The organism is Streptomyces sp. NPDC094448 (genome assembly GCF_044763775.1).
GTDB lineage: Bacteria > Actinomycetota > Actinomycetes > Streptomycetales > Streptomycetaceae > Streptomyces.
In genome coordinates, this window is the sequence record NZ_JBIWGU010000013.1 from 13,971 (window position 1) to 31,350 (window position 17,380).

15 protein-coding genes are annotated in these 17,380 nt (G+C 73.4%); all 15 read left to right on the forward strand.

The genetic code is table 11. The annotated features are described in order from the left end of the window. Positions 1–12 precede the first annotated feature (12 nt). The 15 genes from rsmI (at position 13) to galE (ending at position 17,091) form a co-directional block, all read left to right on the forward strand. Complete coding sequence (rsmI, locus tag ACIQ9E_RS24270; protein WP_403710285.1) at positions 13–894, forward strand: 16S rRNA (cytidine(1402)-2'-O)-methyltransferase; 882 nt, start codon at positions 13–15, stop codon at positions 892–894. Positions 895–1,115: 221 nt separating this feature from the next. Further along, on the forward strand, positions 1,116–1,565 hold the full coding sequence (locus ACIQ9E_RS24275; RefSeq protein WP_403710287.1) for a hypothetical protein: 450 nt from the start codon (positions 1,116–1,118) through the stop codon (positions 1,563–1,565). A gap of 341 nt (positions 1,566–1,906) precedes the next feature. Then, positions 1,907–2,779, forward strand: a complete 873-nt coding sequence (locus ACIQ9E_RS24280) for a TatD family hydrolase (protein ID WP_403710289.1) — start codon at positions 1,907–1,909, stop codon at positions 2,777–2,779. A 149-nt stretch (positions 2,780–2,928) separates the two neighbouring features. After that, complete coding sequence (locus tag ACIQ9E_RS24285) at positions 2,929–4,368, forward strand: ubiquitin-like domain-containing protein (protein WP_403710291.1); 1,440 nt, start codon at positions 2,929–2,931, stop codon at positions 4,366–4,368. 50 nt (positions 4,369–4,418) lie between these two features. Next, entirely contained in the window at positions 4,419–4,691 is a 273-nt protein-coding gene (locus tag ACIQ9E_RS24290; RefSeq protein ID WP_403710293.1) for a hypothetical protein, read from the forward strand. Then, positions 4,688–5,080, forward strand: coding sequence for a type II toxin-antitoxin system VapC family toxin (locus tag ACIQ9E_RS24295; RefSeq protein ID WP_403710295.1), 393 nt, complete (start codon positions 4,688–4,690; stop codon positions 5,078–5,080). Before ACIQ9E_RS24290 ends, ACIQ9E_RS24295 begins: the two co-directional genes overlap by 4 nt. A gap of 102 nt (positions 5,081–5,182) precedes the next feature. Then, the gene (gene rsmA / locus ACIQ9E_RS24300; protein ID WP_403710609.1) at positions 5,183–6,085 is read left to right on the forward strand and encodes a 16S rRNA (adenine(1518)-N(6)/adenine(1519)-N(6))-dimethyltransferase RsmA; all 903 of its coding nucleotides are present in this window, start codon (positions 5,183–5,185) and stop codon (positions 6,083–6,085) included. Next, on the forward strand, positions 6,082–6,990 hold the full coding sequence (locus tag ACIQ9E_RS24305) for a 4-(cytidine 5'-diphospho)-2-C-methyl-D-erythritol kinase (protein ID WP_403710297.1): 909 nt from the start codon (positions 6,082–6,084) through the stop codon (positions 6,988–6,990). The genes rsmA and ACIQ9E_RS24305 overlap by 4 nt, the downstream gene beginning before the upstream one ends. A gap of 314 nt (positions 6,991–7,304) precedes the next feature. Next, the gene (locus ACIQ9E_RS24310; RefSeq protein ID WP_403710299.1) at positions 7,305–7,574 is read left to right on the forward strand and encodes a hypothetical protein; all 270 of its coding nucleotides are present in this window, start codon (positions 7,305–7,307) and stop codon (positions 7,572–7,574) included. 133 nt (positions 7,575–7,707) lie between these two features. After that, positions 7,708–8,583 carry a glycosyltransferase family 2 protein gene (locus ACIQ9E_RS24315; protein ID WP_403710301.1) on the forward strand — a complete coding sequence of 292 codons (876 nt, stop codon included), beginning with the start codon at positions 7,708–7,710 and terminating at the stop codon, positions 8,581–8,583. A 187-nt stretch (positions 8,584–8,770) separates the two neighbouring features. Then, complete coding sequence (locus ACIQ9E_RS24320; RefSeq protein WP_403710303.1) at positions 8,771–10,588, forward strand: ABC-F family ATP-binding cassette domain-containing protein; 1,818 nt, start codon at positions 8,771–8,773, stop codon at positions 10,586–10,588. A 279-nt stretch (positions 10,589–10,867) separates the two neighbouring features. Further along, positions 10,868–12,880 (forward strand): PQQ-binding-like beta-propeller repeat protein, encoded by a 2,013-nt coding sequence (locus ACIQ9E_RS24325; RefSeq protein WP_403710305.1) that lies wholly within the window; start codon positions 10,868–10,870, stop codon positions 12,878–12,880. Between the two features lie 164 nt (positions 12,881–13,044). Then, entirely contained in the window at positions 13,045–14,823 is a 1,779-nt protein-coding gene (locus tag ACIQ9E_RS24330) for a PQQ-binding-like beta-propeller repeat protein (protein WP_403710307.1), read from the forward strand. Between the two features lie 265 nt (positions 14,824–15,088). Further along, complete coding sequence (locus tag ACIQ9E_RS24335) at positions 15,089–15,757, forward strand: LuxR C-terminal-related transcriptional regulator (protein WP_403710309.1); 669 nt, start codon at positions 15,089–15,091, stop codon at positions 15,755–15,757. Positions 15,758–16,089: 332 nt separating this feature from the next. Continuing rightward, positions 16,090–17,091: a UDP-glucose 4-epimerase GalE gene (gene galE / locus ACIQ9E_RS24340; protein ID WP_403710311.1), complete on the forward strand. Its 1,002-nt coding sequence runs from the start codon at positions 16,090–16,092 to the stop codon at positions 17,089–17,091. Positions 17,092–17,380 lie beyond the last annotated feature (289 nt).

Below are 17,380 nucleotides of genomic sequence, written 5' to 3' on the forward strand. Positions count from 1 at the left end.
GACAATGAACGGGTGACTCAGAACGCCGGACCGGCCACCGGAACGACTGCCGGAACCCTCGTCCTCGCCGGGACGCCCATCGGCGACCCGGGCGACGCCCCGCCCCGCCTCGCCGCCGAGCTGCGTACCGCGGACATCGTCGCCGCCGAGGACACCCGGCGGCTGCGGCGGCTCACCCAGACCCTCGACGCCCAGCCCATGGGCCGGGTCGTCTCCTACTTCGAGGGCAATGAGGCCGCCCGCACCCCCGAGCTGGTGGAGGCGCTGGCGGGCGGCGCGCGGGTGCTGCTGGTCACCGACGCGGGCATGCCGTCGGTATCCGACCCGGGCTACCGGCTCGTCGCCGCCGCCGTCGAGGCGGACATCCGGGTGACCGCGGTCCCCGGCCCGTCCGCCGTGCTGACCGCGCTGGCACTCTCCGGGCTGCCGGTCGACCGCTTCTGCTTCGAGGGCTTCCTGCCGCGGAAGGCCGGCGAGCGGCTGGCCAGGCTCCGCGAGAACGAGCAGGAGCGCCGGACCCTCGTCTACTTCGAGGCCACCCACCGTATCGAGGAGACCCTCGCCGCGATGGCCGAGGTCTTCGGCGCCGACCGGCGCGCCGCGGTCTGCCGGGAGCTGACCAAGACGTACGAGGAGATCAAGCGCGGCGGTCTGGCCGATCTTGCGGCCTGGGCCGCGGACGGTGTACGCGGTGAGATCACGGTCGTCGTCGAGGGCGCCCCGGCCCCCGGGCCCGGCGACCTCACCCCCGCCGAACTGGTCGCCCGGGTGCGGACCAGGGAGGACGCGGGGGAGCGGCGCAAGGAGGCCATCGCGGCGGTCGCCGCCGAGGCCGGGCTGCCCAAGCGCGAGGTGTTCGACGCGGTGGTGGCGGCGAAGAACGAGAACCGCTGACCGGTCCCCGCAGCGCCCGGAGGGCGCGGATCCGGGGTCGGTGAAGGACTGGCGAGGGCCGGGATCCGGGATCGGTAAAGGACTAACCTGGAAGGGCAAAGCGGGGACCGCGTCCGGGGGCTCCCCGGCATGGGAAGTCCCAAGTCCGCACCATCTTTCGACAGGCTCTGATGCGCTCCCGCCGGAATGGGCGTCCACTGGATCAGTGGAGAGGAGCTGGCATGAGTGAGATCACCGGCGCGGCCAGGGTCCACGAGGCATACGCCTTCGCGTGCATGCGCTGCGGACACGGCTGGGAACAGGCGTACGAGATCGAACACCACCTCGACGCGGAGGGGCGGGCGTACGTGGTCTACCGGGCCGACGGTGTCCGGGTGCCGTCCCCGCTGTCGAGCCCCACGTGTGCCAATTGCGGGGGGCACGTCGTCAGGATCATGCGCGCGGGGCAGGTGTCGTCCGTGCTGGGCCGGGCCGCCGGAGCGGGCCGTTCCGGCCGGGTCGTCGAGGAGCGGACGGTACCGATCGCCGGGCCGATCGGCGCGACGGACTACCGCCTGGAGCCGGTGACGGACCCGGCCGCCCTCCCGCCGCAGCCGGACCCACCGCACCGGGAATCCCACCACTGGCACCTGTCGGATCTGCTCCACCCGTTCCGCCACCGCAACCGCTGACCCGCCGCATCACCGTCGCGGGGCTGCCGCGGGGGCCGGGTCCGCCCGCCCGGAGCGCCGGGGTCGCGGCAGGACGTTCCCCGAGGCGCTGACCGGGTCCGGCTCCGGGCCGGGTCCAGGGGCTCGGCTCCGTCCGCCGTCCGGAGTCCGGGCCGCCCCGGCAGGGGCCCCACAGGGCGGGGCCACCGGGTGGTGAACCACCCGGTGGCCCCGCCCTGTGCCGGGTGCCCCCGGCGGCCCGCCCCGGTCCGGTACAACGCCCGCCGTGTCCCGCTCCACATCCCGGGCGGGACGGCGGGACGGCCGGATCACCGGGTCGCCCGGTCCGTAGGATCGCGTCCATGAGTTCGAAGTCCGCCCCGCCGCCGCTGCCCGAGCCCCTCCGGGTCCCCGTCGCCGATTCGCACACCCACCTCGATATGCAGGAGGGCACCGTCGAGGAGGCACTGGCCCGGGCGGCGGCCGTGGGCGTGACCACCGTCGTCCAGGTCGGCTGCGATATCGAGGGCTCCCGCTGGGCCGCCCGTACCGCCGCCGCGCACGACGCCGTCCACGCGGCCGTCGCCCTCCACCCGAACGAAGCCCCCCGGATCGTCCTCGGCGACCCCGGGAACGGCGGCCCGCGCCAGACGGTACGGCCCCCCGGCGGGGACGCCGCACTCGACGCCGCCCTCGCCGAGATCGACGCGCTCGCAGCCCTGCCGCAGGTGCTGGCGGTCGGTGAGACCGGCCTCGACTACTTCCGTACCGGCGAGGACGGCATCGCCGCCCAGGAGCGGTCCTTCCGCGCCCATATCGAGATCGCCAAACGCCATGGCAAGGCGCTGGTCATCCACGACCGGGACGCCCACGCGGACGTCCTGCGGGTCCTGGCGGAGGAGGGCGCGCCCGAGCGCACCGTGTTCCACTGCTACTCCGGCGACGCCGAGATGGCGAAGGTGTGCGCGGCGGCGGGCTACTACATGTCCTTCGCGGGGAACGTCACCTTCAAGAACGCCCAGCCGCTGCGCGACGCACTCGCCGCCGCCCCGCGCGAGCTGGTCCTGGTCGAGACCGACGCGCCGTTCCTGACGCCCGCGCCGTACCGCGGACGGCCTAACGCCCCGTATCTCATTCCGGTCACGCTGCGGGCGATGGCCGCGGTGAAGGGGCTCGACGAGGACACGCTGGCAGCGGCGGTGGCGGCCAATACCGCGGAGGCCTTCGGCTACTGAAGGATCACGGCGAGGTAACGCTCCGTAGCCCGTACGGGGCCGGCGCGCGAACGACTCGCCACAGACTGTGACCGAATGGCTTTGGAGAGTCATCGCGGCTCGGCTAGCGTCCCGGCGCACCACAGAGCGGGCGTCGGACGGAGCGCGTCGTGAGCGAAGAGACCAGCGCGAGCACCGGGCGGTACGGGAGCGGGACGGCGGGCCGGGACGCGTCCGGCGGCCCGGAACCGCTCCCCGGCACCTGGGCCTATGCGGTGGCGGCGGACACGGGCAACGGCGGCCGCCCGCCGCGGCCCCGGACCGGCCACGGGAGCGCGGGTACGCCCGCGGACCCGGGTGCGCCGGGCCGGCCCGGGCTCGTGGAGCAGGAGCAGGACGCGTTCCGGGCCGTACCGGCGCCCGCCCCCGCCACCTACCTCCCCGCCCCCGCCACCTACCTCCCCGCCCCCGCCCCGGGCCGGGGGCGGCGGCGACGGCGGCCCGCGGGGGCCCGCCCCGCCCGGACCGAGCTGCTGCGGAAGCTGCTTCCGCAGGCCCTCGTCGTCGTCTTCCTCGCGGGCGGCACCTCCGCCTTCCTCGTCAGCGACAAGGCCGTCCGCCTCACGGTCGACGGCGTACCGCGCACCCTGCACACCTTCGCCGACGACGTCGGGGAGCTGCTCGAAGCCGAGGGGGTGGCCGTCGGCGGGCACGACATCGTCGCGCCCGGCCCGTCGGCCGTGCTGGCCAGCGGTGACGAGGTCGTCGTCCGGTACGGGCGGCCGATCGCCCTCACCCTCGACGGCAGCCGCCGCACGATCTGGACCACCGCGGAGACCGTGGAGGAGGCGCTGCGGCAGCTCGGTGTCCGCGCGGAGGGCGCCTATCTGTCGGCGTCCCGCTCCGCCGGGATCACCCGGGCCGGACTCGCCCTCGACGTCCGTACGGAGCGCGCGGTGACCGTCCTCGCCGACGGCCGCGCCCGCACCCTGCGGACGAACGCAGCGACGGTCGCCCAGGCCCTCGCGGAGGCGGGTATCGCGCTCGACGGCGAGGACACCGCGTCCGTACCGCTGGACGCCTTCCCCCGGGACGGCCAGACGATCACCGTGCTGCGGATCACCGGCTCGCGGCAGGTACGGGAGGAGCCCGTCCCCTACGACACCGTGCGCACGGCCGACCCCCGGGCCTTCGCGGGCACCGAGACCGTCGTCCAGCAGGGCCGGCCGGGCACCCGCAGGGTGACGTACGCGCTGCGGACGGTGAACGGCGTCCGGGAGCAGCCGCGGAAGGTCGCGGAGGAGCTGGTACGCCGCCCGGTCACCCAGCGCATCCGCTACGGCACCCGCCCCCTGCCCCGGTCGGTCGCGGGCACCGACGGTCTGAACTGGGCCGCCCTCGCCCACTGCGAATCCGGCGGCCGCCCGAACGCGGTCGACCCCTCGGGCACCTACGGCGGCCTCTACCAGTTCGACCCCTTCACCTGGCACTCCCTGGGCGGCCGCGGCCGCCCCCAGGACGCCCCGGCGTCGGAGCAGACCTTCCGCGCGAAGAAGCTCTACGTCCAGCGCGGCGCGGCCCCCTGGCCGCACTGCGGCCGCCGGTTGTAGGGAATGGGCTTCCGCCCTCATATTGCTAAGGATTTTGTTAAACTGGAGCCATGGATACCCCTCCGAATCCCGGTGAAGGGCCCATCCGGCCCGTCTCGGTCTCGCTTCATGAAGGCACCATCGCCGCGCTCAAGGCCCGAACCGGCAGGCGGGGCATGTCCGCCTATGTCGAGGCCCTGGTCCAGCGTCAACTGGAACGTGAACGGCTTCGCGAACTCATCGAAGACGCCGAGGCGGTGCATGGGCCGGTCGACCAGGCTGCTGTGGCGGCCAAACTGGCCATGCTCCGTGATGATGCGGCGGACTCAACGGAAGCCGCATGAGCGGGACGCTCGTCCTGGACTGCGAGGGCCTGTCCAAGCTCATTCGGCGCACTCCGGAGCTCACGGAATGGCTGACCGTCGCCCAAGTCAAGGATTGGCGCGTCGTGACCAGTTCGGTCACCCTCGTCGAAGCCCGCGACCCCAGGATTCCGCAGGCGCGTTTCGACTACGCCGTTTCCCTGGTGAGCATCGTTCCGCCGAGTGAGGCCGTTGCTCGCCACGCAAGCAAGCTGCTCGCCGCCGCGGGGCTGCACGGCCACAAGTACGCGCTCGATGCGATCGTTGCCGCCACGGCGCTTGCGGCGTCTCGTCCGGTGGTGATTCTCACCTCCGACCCCGAGGACCTGTCGGCCCTGTGCGGCCCCGGCGTCCGTGTGGTCAAGATCTGAAGGGCGTCCCGCCCCCCCCGGCAGGACGGCTCCGCCCCCGTGGAGGCTTAGGCTGTAGCGGTGAGCAGCACTGAGCCCGACGCCCCCGACAGCACCGACGGAATCGGCGATTCCGGCGCCTCCGGAGACTCCGGGGCGGCCGGGAGCCCCGACGCCCTCCTCGGGCCCGCCGACATCCGCGAACTGGCGGCCGCGCTCGGTGTGCGCCCCACCAAGCAGCGCGGGCAGAACTTCGTCATCGACGCGAACACCGTCCGCCGGATCGTCCGCACCGCAGGTGTCCGGCCCGACGACACCGTCGTCGAGGTCGGCCCCGGGCTCGGCTCCCTCACCCTCGCCCTGCTGGAGGCCGCCGAGCAGGTCGTCGCCGTCGAGATCGACGACGTCCTGGCCGCCGCTCTCCCGGCCACGATCCTGGCCCGGATGCCGGAGCGGGCCCCCCGCTTCTCGCTGGTGCACTCCGACGCCATGCTCGTCGACGAGCTGCCCGGGCCCCCGCCCACCGCGCTCGTCGCCAACCTCCCGTACAACGTCGCCGTACCCGTACTGCTGCATATGCTCGACCGCTTCCCGACCATCGAGCGGACCCTCGTGATGGTGCAGGCGGAGGTGGCCGACCGGCTCGCCGCCGATCCGGGGAACAAGGTGTACGGGGTGCCCTCCGTCAAGGCCAACTGGTACGCCGACGTCAAGCGCGCCGGGTCGATCGGCCGGAACGTCTTCTGGCCCGCGCCCAACGTCGACTCCGGACTCGTCTCCCTGGTCCGCCGGGAGCCCCCGAAGACGACCGCGACCAAACGCGAGGTCTTCACCGTCGTCGACGCGGCCTTCGCGCAGCGCCGCAAGACCCTGCGCGCCGCCCTCGCGGGCTGGGCCGGCTCCCCGGCGCTCGCCGAGCGGGCCCTGGTCGCGGCGGGCGTCTCGCCGCAGGCCCGCGGCGAAGCCCTGACGGTCGAGGAGTTCGCCCGGATCGCCGAGGCCAAGCCCGCCGGAGTGACCGTATGAGCCCCGCCGCCGAGGCCGTCACCGTCCGCGTCCCCGCGAAGGTCAACGTCCGGCTCGCCGTCGGCGCCGCCCGCCCGGACGGCTTCCACGACCTGGCCAACGTCTTCCTCGCCGTCTCCCTCTTCGACGAGGTCACCGCGCGCCCCGCCGGCACCCTCACCGTCACCTGCGAGGGCCCCGGCGCCGACCAGGTGCCCCTGGACCGCACCAACCTCGCCGCCCGCGCCGCCCTGCTGCTCGCCGCCCGCCACGGCATCGAGCCCGCCGTCCATCTCCATATCGCCAAGGACATCCCCGTCGCGGGCGGTATGGCGGGCGGCAGCGCCGACGGCGCGGGCGCCCTGCTCGCCTGCGACGCCCTGTGGGGTCTGGACTCCTCCCGCGCCGAACTCCTCGACATCTGCGCCGAACTCGGCTCCGACGTCCCCTTCAGCCTGGTCGGGGGGGCCGCGCTCGGCACCGGGCGCGGCGAACGGCTCACCCCGCTCGACACCGGCGGCACCTTCCACTGGGTGTTCGCCCTCGCCGACGGCGGACTGTCGACCCCGGCGGTCTACGGCGAGTTCGACCGGCTCACCGCCGGGACGGACGTCCCCGCCCCCGAGGCGTCCCCGGCCCTCCTCGCCGCCCTGCGCTCGGGCGACGCACCCGCGCTGGCCGCCGTACTCGCCAACGACCTCCAGCCCGCCGCGCTCTCACTCCGCCCGGCCCTGCGCGCGACGCTCGACGCGGGCCTGGCGGCGGGCGCCCTCGCCGGAATCGTCTCCGGTTCCGGTCCGACGACCGCGTTCCTGGTGAAGGACGGGGAATCGGCCGTCTCCGTGGCCGCCGCGCTGGAAGCCTCCGGCACCTGCCGTACGGCACGGGCGGCCTCCTCGCCCGCGCCGGGAGCGACCGTCCGCTGATCCGGGGACCCCGATCCGGGGACACCGACCCGGGGACGCTGATCCGCGCGGCTCCGATCCGGAGGACACCGGCCCGCGCCCGCGGCAGCTCCCCACGGCCTTCGGAAGGCCCCGGGGACCCGGCTCTCCGCACCCCCGGCGGCCCCCGGCCGCGTACACCCTCCGGACGTGCGTGCGTCCATGGGCCGTACCGCGCCGGAATCTTTTCGGGTGATCGGCGCGGCGCGCCCGGTGTGGGGTGCCGTCAGCACCCGCCGCCCCGTGGTCGATTGGGCCCGAGCCCCGTTCCGATGACCGGGCTCGGAGAGGAACTCATGAAGAGCATCCTGGGCAAGGCGCTGGTGACCGCCGGTGCCGCACTGGCCCTGGCAGCCGTCGCGGCCCCCGCGCAGGCGCACGAGCCCGTGACCGCGGGCGGCGGCGGCCAGTACGTCGCCTCCGGCGAGTGGCACAACATCTTCGCGGCGGGCGAGGTGTACGGCTTCGCGGAGACGGCCCACTCCTACGCCTCGGGCCTCGCCTTCGGCTGGGCCACGGACACCACGTCCGGCGGCGGCTTCGAAGGTGTCGCGGGCACCCGCTGACCGCGGGCGCCACTGCGCACAGGAGGGGCTCCACCGGCCCGGCGGGCCGGTGGAGCCCCTCCGCATGTCGGGCTCCGGACCGCCAGCGGTTAGCATCCGAACGCATCACCCTTGATGAGTGGAGAGTTCATTGGTGCGTCAACCGCGCGTCGGCGTCGCGATTCTGACCATGGGCAACCGCCCCGCCGAACTGGGGGAGCTGCTCGAATCGGTCGCGAAGCAGGACACCCCCGCGAGCCGGATCGTGGTCGTCGGCAACGGCGCGTCCCTGCCGCCGCTCCCCGACGGGGTCACCGGCGTCGAACTGCCCGAGAACCTCGGCGTCACCGGCGGACGCAATGCGGCCATCGCGAAACTGCGCGAGCTGGGGGACGTCGATATCCTCGTCGACCTCGACGACGACGGGCTGCTGATCGACACCGACGTCTTCACCAGGCTGGTCGAGCTGTACGAGCAGGACGAGGCCCTCGGCGTCGTCAGCTTCCGGATCGCCGACGAGCAGGGCCGCACCGCCCGGCGCCACGTCCCGCGGCTGCGGGCGAGCGACCCGATGCGCCGCGGCTATGTCACCACCTTCCTCGGCGGCGGCCACGGGATCTCCATGAAGATGCTCGACGAGACCGGCGACTGGCCCGACGCGTTCTTCTACGCCCACGAGGAGACCGATCTCGCCTGGCGGGCCCTCGACCACGGCTGGAAGATCCTCTACGAGCCCGCTCTGGTCCTCCGGCACCCCTGGACCTCGCCCACCCGGCACGCCGTCTTCCACCGCATGGTGGCCCGCAACCGGGTCTGGCTGGCCAAACGCCACCTTCCGGCCCTGCTGGTCCCGCTCTATCTGGGTGTGTGGACCGCGCTGACGCTGCTGCGGACCCGGTCGGCGAGCGGTCTGCGCGCCTGGTTCGGCGGCTTCGCCGAAGGCGTCAGGACGCCCTGCCCGCCGCGCCGCCCGATGCGCTGGCGGACCGTATGGCGCATGACCCGGCTGGGCCGCCCCCCGGTGATCTGAGCCCGCCTCTCCGGGGCCCGGCCCGGCCGCCGGTCCCCGGGCAGGGGCGGCCCCGCTCCGGATGCACCGGGGGCTCCTCCCGGGGGTAACGGGCGGCCCGGCCCGCGACGCCACCCGGCCGCCGCGGGGGCCGCCGCGGCCCGACTACCCTGGTAGGTCGATCCACCCGCCCCTACTCGGGAGAGAAATGGCCGTCAATCTGGTCAATGTCGAGGCAGTCAGCAAGGTGTACGGAACGCGTGCCCTGCTCGACTCCGTATCCCTCGGCGTCTCCGAAGGGGACCGCATCGGTGTCGTCGGGCGCAACGGCGACGGCAAGACCACCCTCATCCGGCTGCTGGCCAAACTGGAGGAGCCCGACAGCGGACGGGTCACCCAGAGCGGCGGGCTGCGGACCGGGGTCCTCACCCAGCACGACTCCCTCGACCCGGCCGCCACCATCCGCCACGAGGTCATCGGCGATCTCGCCGACCACGAGTGGGCCGGCAGCGCCCGGATCCGCGACGTCCTCACCGGCCTGTTCGGCGGTCTTTCGCTGCCCGGGTTCCCCGAGGGCCTCGACACCGTCATCGGCCCGCTCTCCGGCGGTGAGCGCCGCCGGATCGCGCTGGCCAAACTGCTCATCGACGAGCAGGACCTGATCGTCCTCGACGAGCCGACCAACCACCTCGATGTGGAGGGCATCGCATGGCTGGCCGGGCATCTGCGGAACCGCCGCTCCGCCCTGGTCTGCGTCACCCACGACCGCTGGTTCCTCGACCAGGTCTGCACCCGGATGTGGGACGTGCAGCGCGGCACGGTCTACGAGTACGAGGGCGGCTACAGCGACTACGTCTTCGCCCGCGCCGAGCGGGAGCGGATCGCCGCCACCGAGGAGGCGAAGCGGCAGAACCTGATGCGCAAGGAGCTGGCGTGGCTGCGGCGCGGCGCTCCCGCCCGTACCTCCAAGCCCCGCTACCGCATCGAGGCCGCCAACGAGCTGATCGCGGACGTACCGCCGCCGCGGGACACCAGCGAGCTGATGAAGTTCGCGTCCGCCCGGCTCGGGAAGACCGTCTTCGATCTGGAGGACGTGACCGTCCAGGCCGGGCCGAAGGTGCTGCTGAAGCATCTGACCTGGCAGCTCGGTCCGGGCGACCGGATCGGTCTGGTCGGGGTGAACGGCGCCGGGAAGACGTCCCTGCTGCGGGCGCTCGCCGAGGCCGCCGAGACCGGCGGCGAGGCGCAGCCCGCCGCCGGCCGGGTCACGGTCGGCAAAACGGTACGCCTGGCCTATCTCTCCCAGGACGTCACCGAGCTGCCCGCCCAGCTGCGGGTCCTGGAGGCCGTCCAGCAGATCCGGGACCGTGTCGACCTCGGCAAGGGCCGGGAGATGACCGCGGGGCAGCTCTGCGAGCAGTTCGGCTTTGTGAAGGAGAAGCAGTGGACGCCGGTGGGCGACCTCTCCGGCGGTGAGCGCCGCCGGCTCCAGTTGCTGCGGCTGCTGATGGCCGAGCCGAACGTCCTCTTCCTCGACGAGCCCACCAACGACCTCGACATCGAGACCCTGACCCAGCTGGAGGACCTGCTCGACGGCTGGCCCGGGTCGATGGTGGTCATCTCGCACGACCGGTTCTTCGTCGAGCGGACCACGGACCGGGTGCTCGCCCTGCTCGGCGACAAGACCCTGCGGATGCTGCCGCGCGGTATCGACGAGTATCTGGAGCGGCGGCGCGACGCCGTCGAGTCCGCCGCCCCGGCGCCCGCCCCCGCGAGGTCCGCCGCCGCGGCGCCGGAGACCAAGACCCGGTCGGCCGGTGAGCTGCGGGCCGCGCAGAAGGAGCTCCAGCGCATCGAGCGGCAGCTCGACAAGCTCGCGGAGAAGGAGAAGGCGGTCCACGACGAGATCGCCGCCAACGCCACCGACTTCGAGCGGGTCGCCGGGCTCGACGCCGAACTGCGGGCCCTCGCCGGACAGCGGGAGGAACTGGAGGGCCGCTGGCTGGAGTTGGCCGACGACGTCTGAGCCGCGCCCGCCGCCCCGGGCCCGGGAGGCCCGGCCGCGGTCTTCATCACAGCGCCGTCACAAGCCGGTCCGCCCCCGGTGACGGGCGCGGACCGGCCCCTTTCCCGAACTGACCCGAGTGATAGAAAGAGGCTCCGCCCGACTGCCGCGACTCCGCGGCTCCAGGTTCGGAACGCTCCTTTCCGGGACACGGGCACCGGCCGTAGGCGCGCCGTGCGCGCCCCCGGGAACACGGGGGAGGCCGTCGGACCTACGGACGTACGAAGGGGGATGCGCTGAATGTCTCAGCCACCCGGCCGGCCGCTGCCGGAGGACGCCGGTTTCCCGCAGGACCCGCGGTCCGGCTACGGATATCCGGAGCAGGGTCCGCATTGGGACCAGGATCAGGACCGGGACCGGGACCGGGATCAGGCTCAGGACCCGGGCCCGTATCCGGACGGGGGCCCGGTGCCCGCCGCCGGAAGCGGCGGCCCGCCGTACATACCCCCGCCGCCGCCCGGACCCCCACCCGTACCTCCGGCGCAGGACGGACAGTTCCCCGCATACGGCACCGGCACCGGTACCGGCCCGGCGCAGGGCGGTTCCTTCCCGGCGTACGGCACCGGGCCGGGCGCCGGTGACGGCGCGTCCCCGGGGCCGTTCCAGCAGCCCGGTTCCGCCCAGCCGTACCCGGGCGCCCAGCAGTTCGCCCCGTACACCGGCGGCGCACAGCCCGGCCCGTACACCGGTGGTACGCAACCCGGCCCGTACGGCGGCCTTCCGCAGCACGACGGCCAGGCGTTCGCGTACGGTACGGTCCCCCCGGCCCCGCCCGGCGGCCCCGGCAAGCGGCGCACCCCGATCCTGATCGCCGCGGGCGTCGCCGCCCTTCTCGTCGCCGGTGCCGGTACGTACGCCGTCGTCGGCGACGACGGCAACGAAGGCCGGAAGACCGGCGCCGGTGAACACACCGCCCCCGCACCCACGGACAGCGCACCGGACGACGACGACGACGGCGGCGGCACCGCGGCCGGTGGCCGCGGCGGCGAGACCGACCGCGATCCGAGCGGTGACGACCTCAACGCCGGCCGTGCGCCCGGCGAGGCGCGTGCCCTCTTCGTCACCCGCAACGACGTCGACCTGCCGCGCGGCGGTGCCGAGGTCCACGGCCCGTGGAGCCACGGCGGCACCATCGCCAAGGCCATGTACCGGCAGGTCGTCGGCTACTCGGCCACCGACGGCACCAAGAAGTGGACCGTGCCGCTGGAGCGGGAGCTATGCTCCGCGACACCGCGCCCGTCCGCGGGCGGCGCGATCGTCGTCGGTATCAAGGACCGTACGGGTTCGGGGGCCCGCTGCCGTGATCTGCGGAGCATCGACCTCGGCACCGGCAAGGTGATCTGGAAGGCCGAGATCCCCGAGGAGAAAGGCTTCCTCGGGCTCTCCGACCACACCCTCACCATCAGCGGCAACACCCTTGCCGCGGGTGCCACCGGGGTGTCGTACGGCTTCTCCATGAAGGACGGCAAGCGGCTCTTCACCGGGCCGCGGAGCGGCTGCAAGCCGTTCGCTTACGCGGGCGGCGCCCGGCTCCTGGCCGCGGTGAGCTGCCCCACCGGCGACTACAAGAAGCCCAGGCACCAGCTCCAGCAGATCGACCCGGCCACCGGGAAGGCCCGCTGGACGTTCGACGCACCCGCGGGCTGGGAGATCGACAAGGTCTACTCCGCCGACCCCGTCGTGGTCTCCCTCGTCAAGCGCGAGCCCAAGTCGTGGACCGTTGTCGCGCTCAAGCCCGACGGAACGCTCCGCGCCCCCATCGCGGGCGGCAAGGAGAGGTTCCGGGTCGGCTGCGGCGGCTCCTTCGTGATCTTCGGACAGAATCTGGAGGGCTGTCAGGGCGTCGTCGCCGATCCGGACACCCTCTATCTGGCCACCGAGCCCGTCCGCGGGGCCGGCGGCGGCGGGAACCAGATCGTCGCCTTCGACCTGAACACCGGCCGCCCCACCTGGCGGGCGCCCTCCGGCGGTGACACCGCGGCCGTACCGGTGCGCATGGACGGCCGCAATCTGATCGTCTACCGGGAGCCGTCGTACGGTTCCGGGGGCGCCGTCGCGTCGATCGCGCCCGCGGGCGGTCCGCCGAAGACGCTGCTGCGCCACCCCAGGTCCGCCGCCAGGACCGAGAACTCCTTCTACTCGGTGAACGTCCTCTACGAGGCCGGCTCCGTCTATCTGGCGGCCCGCCGGGTGAGCGCGGCGAACGACGCGGAGGAACTGAAGACGCCGACGATGCTGGCCTTCGGCCCCTGACGGCTCCGGGGGCGGGCCCGTGATGCCCGCCCCCGCCGTAGCCGGTGCCCACCGCCCGCACCGTCCGTGCAGTTCCTTCCTCCCTCCTCCTCTCTTTCCCCCCTCCCTCTCCCTCTCGCGCTTCTCTCCGTTCCTGCTTCTCCTCGCCGACGAGGTGTTCCGTCATGAGTCAGCCGCCTCCTCCCCCACCGCCGTCCGGACCGCCCGCGCAGGGCGGCGGTTTCGGCGCGCCCGTGGACCCGCCGCCGGGCGGATTCGGCCCGCCGCAGGAGCCCCCGCAGGGGCCGCCGCCCGCCGGTTACGGCTATCCGCAGCAGGCTCCGCAGGCCGGGGGCGGATGGGGACCTCCGCCGCCCGGCTATCCGGCGCAGCCCCAGGGCTACGGCTTCCCGCAGGCACCGTCCGGTTCCCCCGCCATGTCCCCGTACGGCTATCCGACCCAGCCCCAGGGCGCGATGCCCCCGGTCGGGCCGCAGCCGCCCCGGAAGAAGATCGGCACTCAGGCGAAGATCGTCATCGCCGCGGCGGCCGCCGTCGTCCTGATCGTCGGCGGCGGGGTGCTGTACGCCGCGACCGGCGACGACACCGGCAAGAAGGACACCACCGCGAGCAGCGGGGGCACCGAGGGCGGGAAGGACGGCGGGAAGAGCGGCGGCACGGGAACCGGCGGCGGTACGGAGAAGATCCCCGAGAACACCCGCTCCCGGCTCGGCTTCGCCCTCGACCCTCCGGCGGCCAAGGAGGTCTCCTCGTTCAAGGGGTCCTGGGTGACGGACAAGGCGTTCGTGAAACCCGGTCTGCACGAGCTGACCGGTTACGACCGGGACCGGGGCACCGTGCTCTGGCGGATCCCGCTCCCGGGCCAGACCTGCGGTGCCTCACGCCACCAGTCGGCCGACCAGAAGACCGCGATCCTCTTCGAGCCCGCACCCCGGACCGCCACCAGCCCCGGCCGCTACCAGCCGTGCTCCGAGGTCGCCGCCGTCGATCTGGCGAACGGCAAGCTGCTGTGGCGGAAATCCGTCACCTCCCCCCTCCGGGGCGACCGGCCGATCAGCTTCGACGAGATCACGCTCAGCGGCACCACGGTGGCCGCGGGCGGCCTCGGCGGCGGCGCCGCCTTCGATCTCCGGAACGGTGCCGTGCGCTGGAAGCCGACCTCGTCCGACGCGAACTGCGAGGACCGCGGCTATGCCGGCGGGCCCGCGCTCGTCGCGGTCCGCGCCTGCGGCACCTACGGCAACGAGCAGTTGACGATCCAGCCGGTCGATCCGGTCAGCGGGCGCCCCCAGTTCTCGTACAAGATGCCGAAGGGCGTGGACTACGCGAGCATCGTCCATACCAAACCGCTGGTCGTCGCGGCGGATGTCGGCGACACCGGGAAGCACGGGATCTCCGACTTCTTCTCCATCGGCGACCGCGGGGCGCTGCTGGCCAAGATCTCCGCGACCGGTGACCGCTTCGAGGCACGCTGCTCGGTCACGGAGGTCGAATCGTGCACCAACGTCGTCGTCGGCAACGGACGGCTCTATCTGGCGACCTCGCCGCACGAGGGCAGCAGCGGAAGCTACGGGCGGACGAACGAGATCGTCTCGTACGACCTGGCCACCGGGAAGCCGCTGCCGGGGCGGGCGGACGCCGGTGAGGGCTACACGATCCTGCCGCTGCGGATGGACGGCAACGCCGTGATCGCCTACAAGCAGCCGCCGTACCGCAAGGGCGGCCAAGTCGTCAGCCTCCACGGCACCGTGCTCTCGTCGACGCTGCTGATGGAGAATCCGTCGGACGAGCAGTCCGTCGAGAAGGAGCGGAAGTTCCTCGTGTCCGGCTCCGAGTACCTCTATGCCGACGGACGGCTCTATCTGAGCGAGGAACTGATGAGCGGCGTGGATACTGCCACGTACAAAAGTTATCTGGCGGTTGCATTTACGACAGAAAGTTGAAAACGCGACCGATTTTCGCCCTAGAGCCCCCCGGGTACTGCTGCGGTGAGGCCTGATTCGCGGAACAGTAGTGGCCCGGTACGGGGAGTTCCCGTGCCGGGCCGCCGCCTTTTGGTCATGCGACGGTCATGCCATGGTCATAAGTGACCCTGATGCGCGGCATATTCGGCAGTCTTGGGTACTTCTGCCGACTCGGGGCACACGTTGTCGAACTGGCGTGTAGCTTGCCGGGGCAGGTTGCACCGGGGGGGATGGGAGTTGCTCGATGGGCGTGCGGCTCATGGTGGTCGACGATCACCGACTGCACGCCGAGGCGCTCGCCTCGGCGTTGAAACTACGGGGACACCGGGTGCTGGCCGCGACGGCGCCCGTCGCGGGCGCGGCGGACCTGGTGGTCACCCGGGCGCCCGAGGTGTGCCTCCTGGGGACCGCTTCCCCGGCGGAGCCCGGCGTCTTCGACCCGGTCGTCCGGATCAGGCGGGAGCGCCCCCAGGTCGCGGTGGTGGTTCTGGGGCCGGTGCCGAGCCCCTGGGGCATAGCGGCGGCCTTCGCGGCGGGCGCGGCGGGCTATGTCCGTCACGACGAGCGCATCGAGGGCGTGGAGCGTGCCATGGTCAAGGCCCGCGCGGGTGAGGCGGTGGTCGCCCCCGCCCTGCTCCAGGGGGCCTTCGCGGAACTGCTCAACCCGGTCTCGCAGCCCGACGACGAGGGCCAGCGGCTGCTGCGGCTGCTGACCCCACGCGAGGTGGAGGTGCTGGTCCGGGTCGCCGAGGGCGAGGACACCCGGCTGATCGCGGCGGGCATGGGCATCGCCCCGAGCACGGCGCGCACGCATGTCCAGCGGGTGCTGATGAAGCTGGGTGTGGGCTCGCGCCTGGAGGCGGCGGCGCTGGCGGCCCGCACGGGCCTCCTCGACCGCGCGACGCTCCGCTGAGGGGGGGCTCCGGGACCGCCCCGCCCCCGGTGCCCGCGCGCCCCGCCGCACGGGCTGCGCCCACCGCCCGGCCGGGTACCGACGGGCCGCGGTCGCGAAGGCTCAGCACCCGGCTGGGCCATAGGCGTTGCCCCGGCGGGGGCCGCTTCGCCCCGGGCGCGGGGCCAGGGGCCCCGGGGGCTCCCCGGGGACACCCACGGGTGAATCGCGCGGCCCGACCGGCGCGCCTGCACCGCCGCGGAACCGTCCCGTGGGATGCGTGGACGCCCATCCGCCCCCGCCCCGGGCCCCGCCCCGGCCCGCGGCCGGCGACCGCGAGAGGCGACGAGCACATGACCGCAAGCCCCCGAGTCCCCAACACCCCCACCCCGGTACGGAAGTACCTCGTCACCGGGGGCGCGGGCTACATCGGCGGGGCCGTCGCCCGGCGCCTGCTGGAGGCCGGGCACGAAGTCGTCGTCCTCGACGACTTCTCCACCGGCTTCCGCGACGGCGTCCCCGCGGACGCGGTCCTCGTCGAGGGCGGTATCCGGGACGCGGCCCGCTGGCTGGACCCGTCCTTCGACGGAGTACTGCACTTCGCCGCGTACTCCCAGGTCGGCGAGTCCGTCGCCGACCCCGGGAAGTACTGGGAGAACAACGTCGGCGGCACGATCGCCCTGCTCGCCGCCATGCGCGCGGCCCGGGTCCGGAAGCTCGTCTTCTCCTCCAGCGCCGCGACCTACGGCGAACCGGTCCGCAGCCCCGTCACCGAATCCGACCCCACCGTCCCGACCAGCCCCTACGGCGCCACCAAACTCGCCGTCGACCATATGATCGGCGGCGAGGCGCGGGCCCACGGCCTGGCCGCGGTCTCCCTGCGCTACTTCAATGTCGCCGGGGCGTACCGCGGGCACGGCGAGCGCCATGAACCCGAATCCCATCTCATCCCGCTCGTCCTCGACGTGGCCCTCGGCCGCCGCGAGTCGATCGCGGTCTACGGCGACGACTACCCCACCCCCGACGGCACCTGCGTCCGCGACTACATCCATATCGCCGACCTCGCGGAGGCGCATGTACTGGCGCTGGCCGCGGCCCGCCCCGGCGAGCAGCTGATCTGCAACCTCGGCAACGGCAACGGCTTCTCGGTCCGCGAGGTCGTGGCGGCCGTACGGAAGGTCACCGGGCACCCGGTGCCCGAGACGCTGGCACCGCGCCGCCCCGGGGACCCGGCCGTCCTCGTCGCCTCCGCGGCCGTCGCCCGCGAACGCCTCGGCTGGGCCCCCGCCCGCCCCGGACTCGCCGATATCGTCTCCGACGCCTGGGAGTTCGCCCGTACCCGGGTCCTCGTCTGAGGCGCCCGAGCCGTCGACCGCACCGGCCCGGACGGAGTTCACCGGTGCGGCGCGTGGACCGGATCCGGCCGTAAGGGCGGCTTCCGGTTCTCGACGGGCGGGCCCTTTCCCTGCAAGGGTCACCCCGTGCCCGACCGGGCTCCGCCGTGTACCGTTCTCCCCATCCTTCCCACCCAACCCCAGAGTAACTTCGAGATACAACTCATTCCCCAGAGCTGGTCATCAGTTCTGCAAATACGCTTCCGCTTCTGCCCGCCGTCCGTACTCTGATGCTCAACGCCGGTGGGGG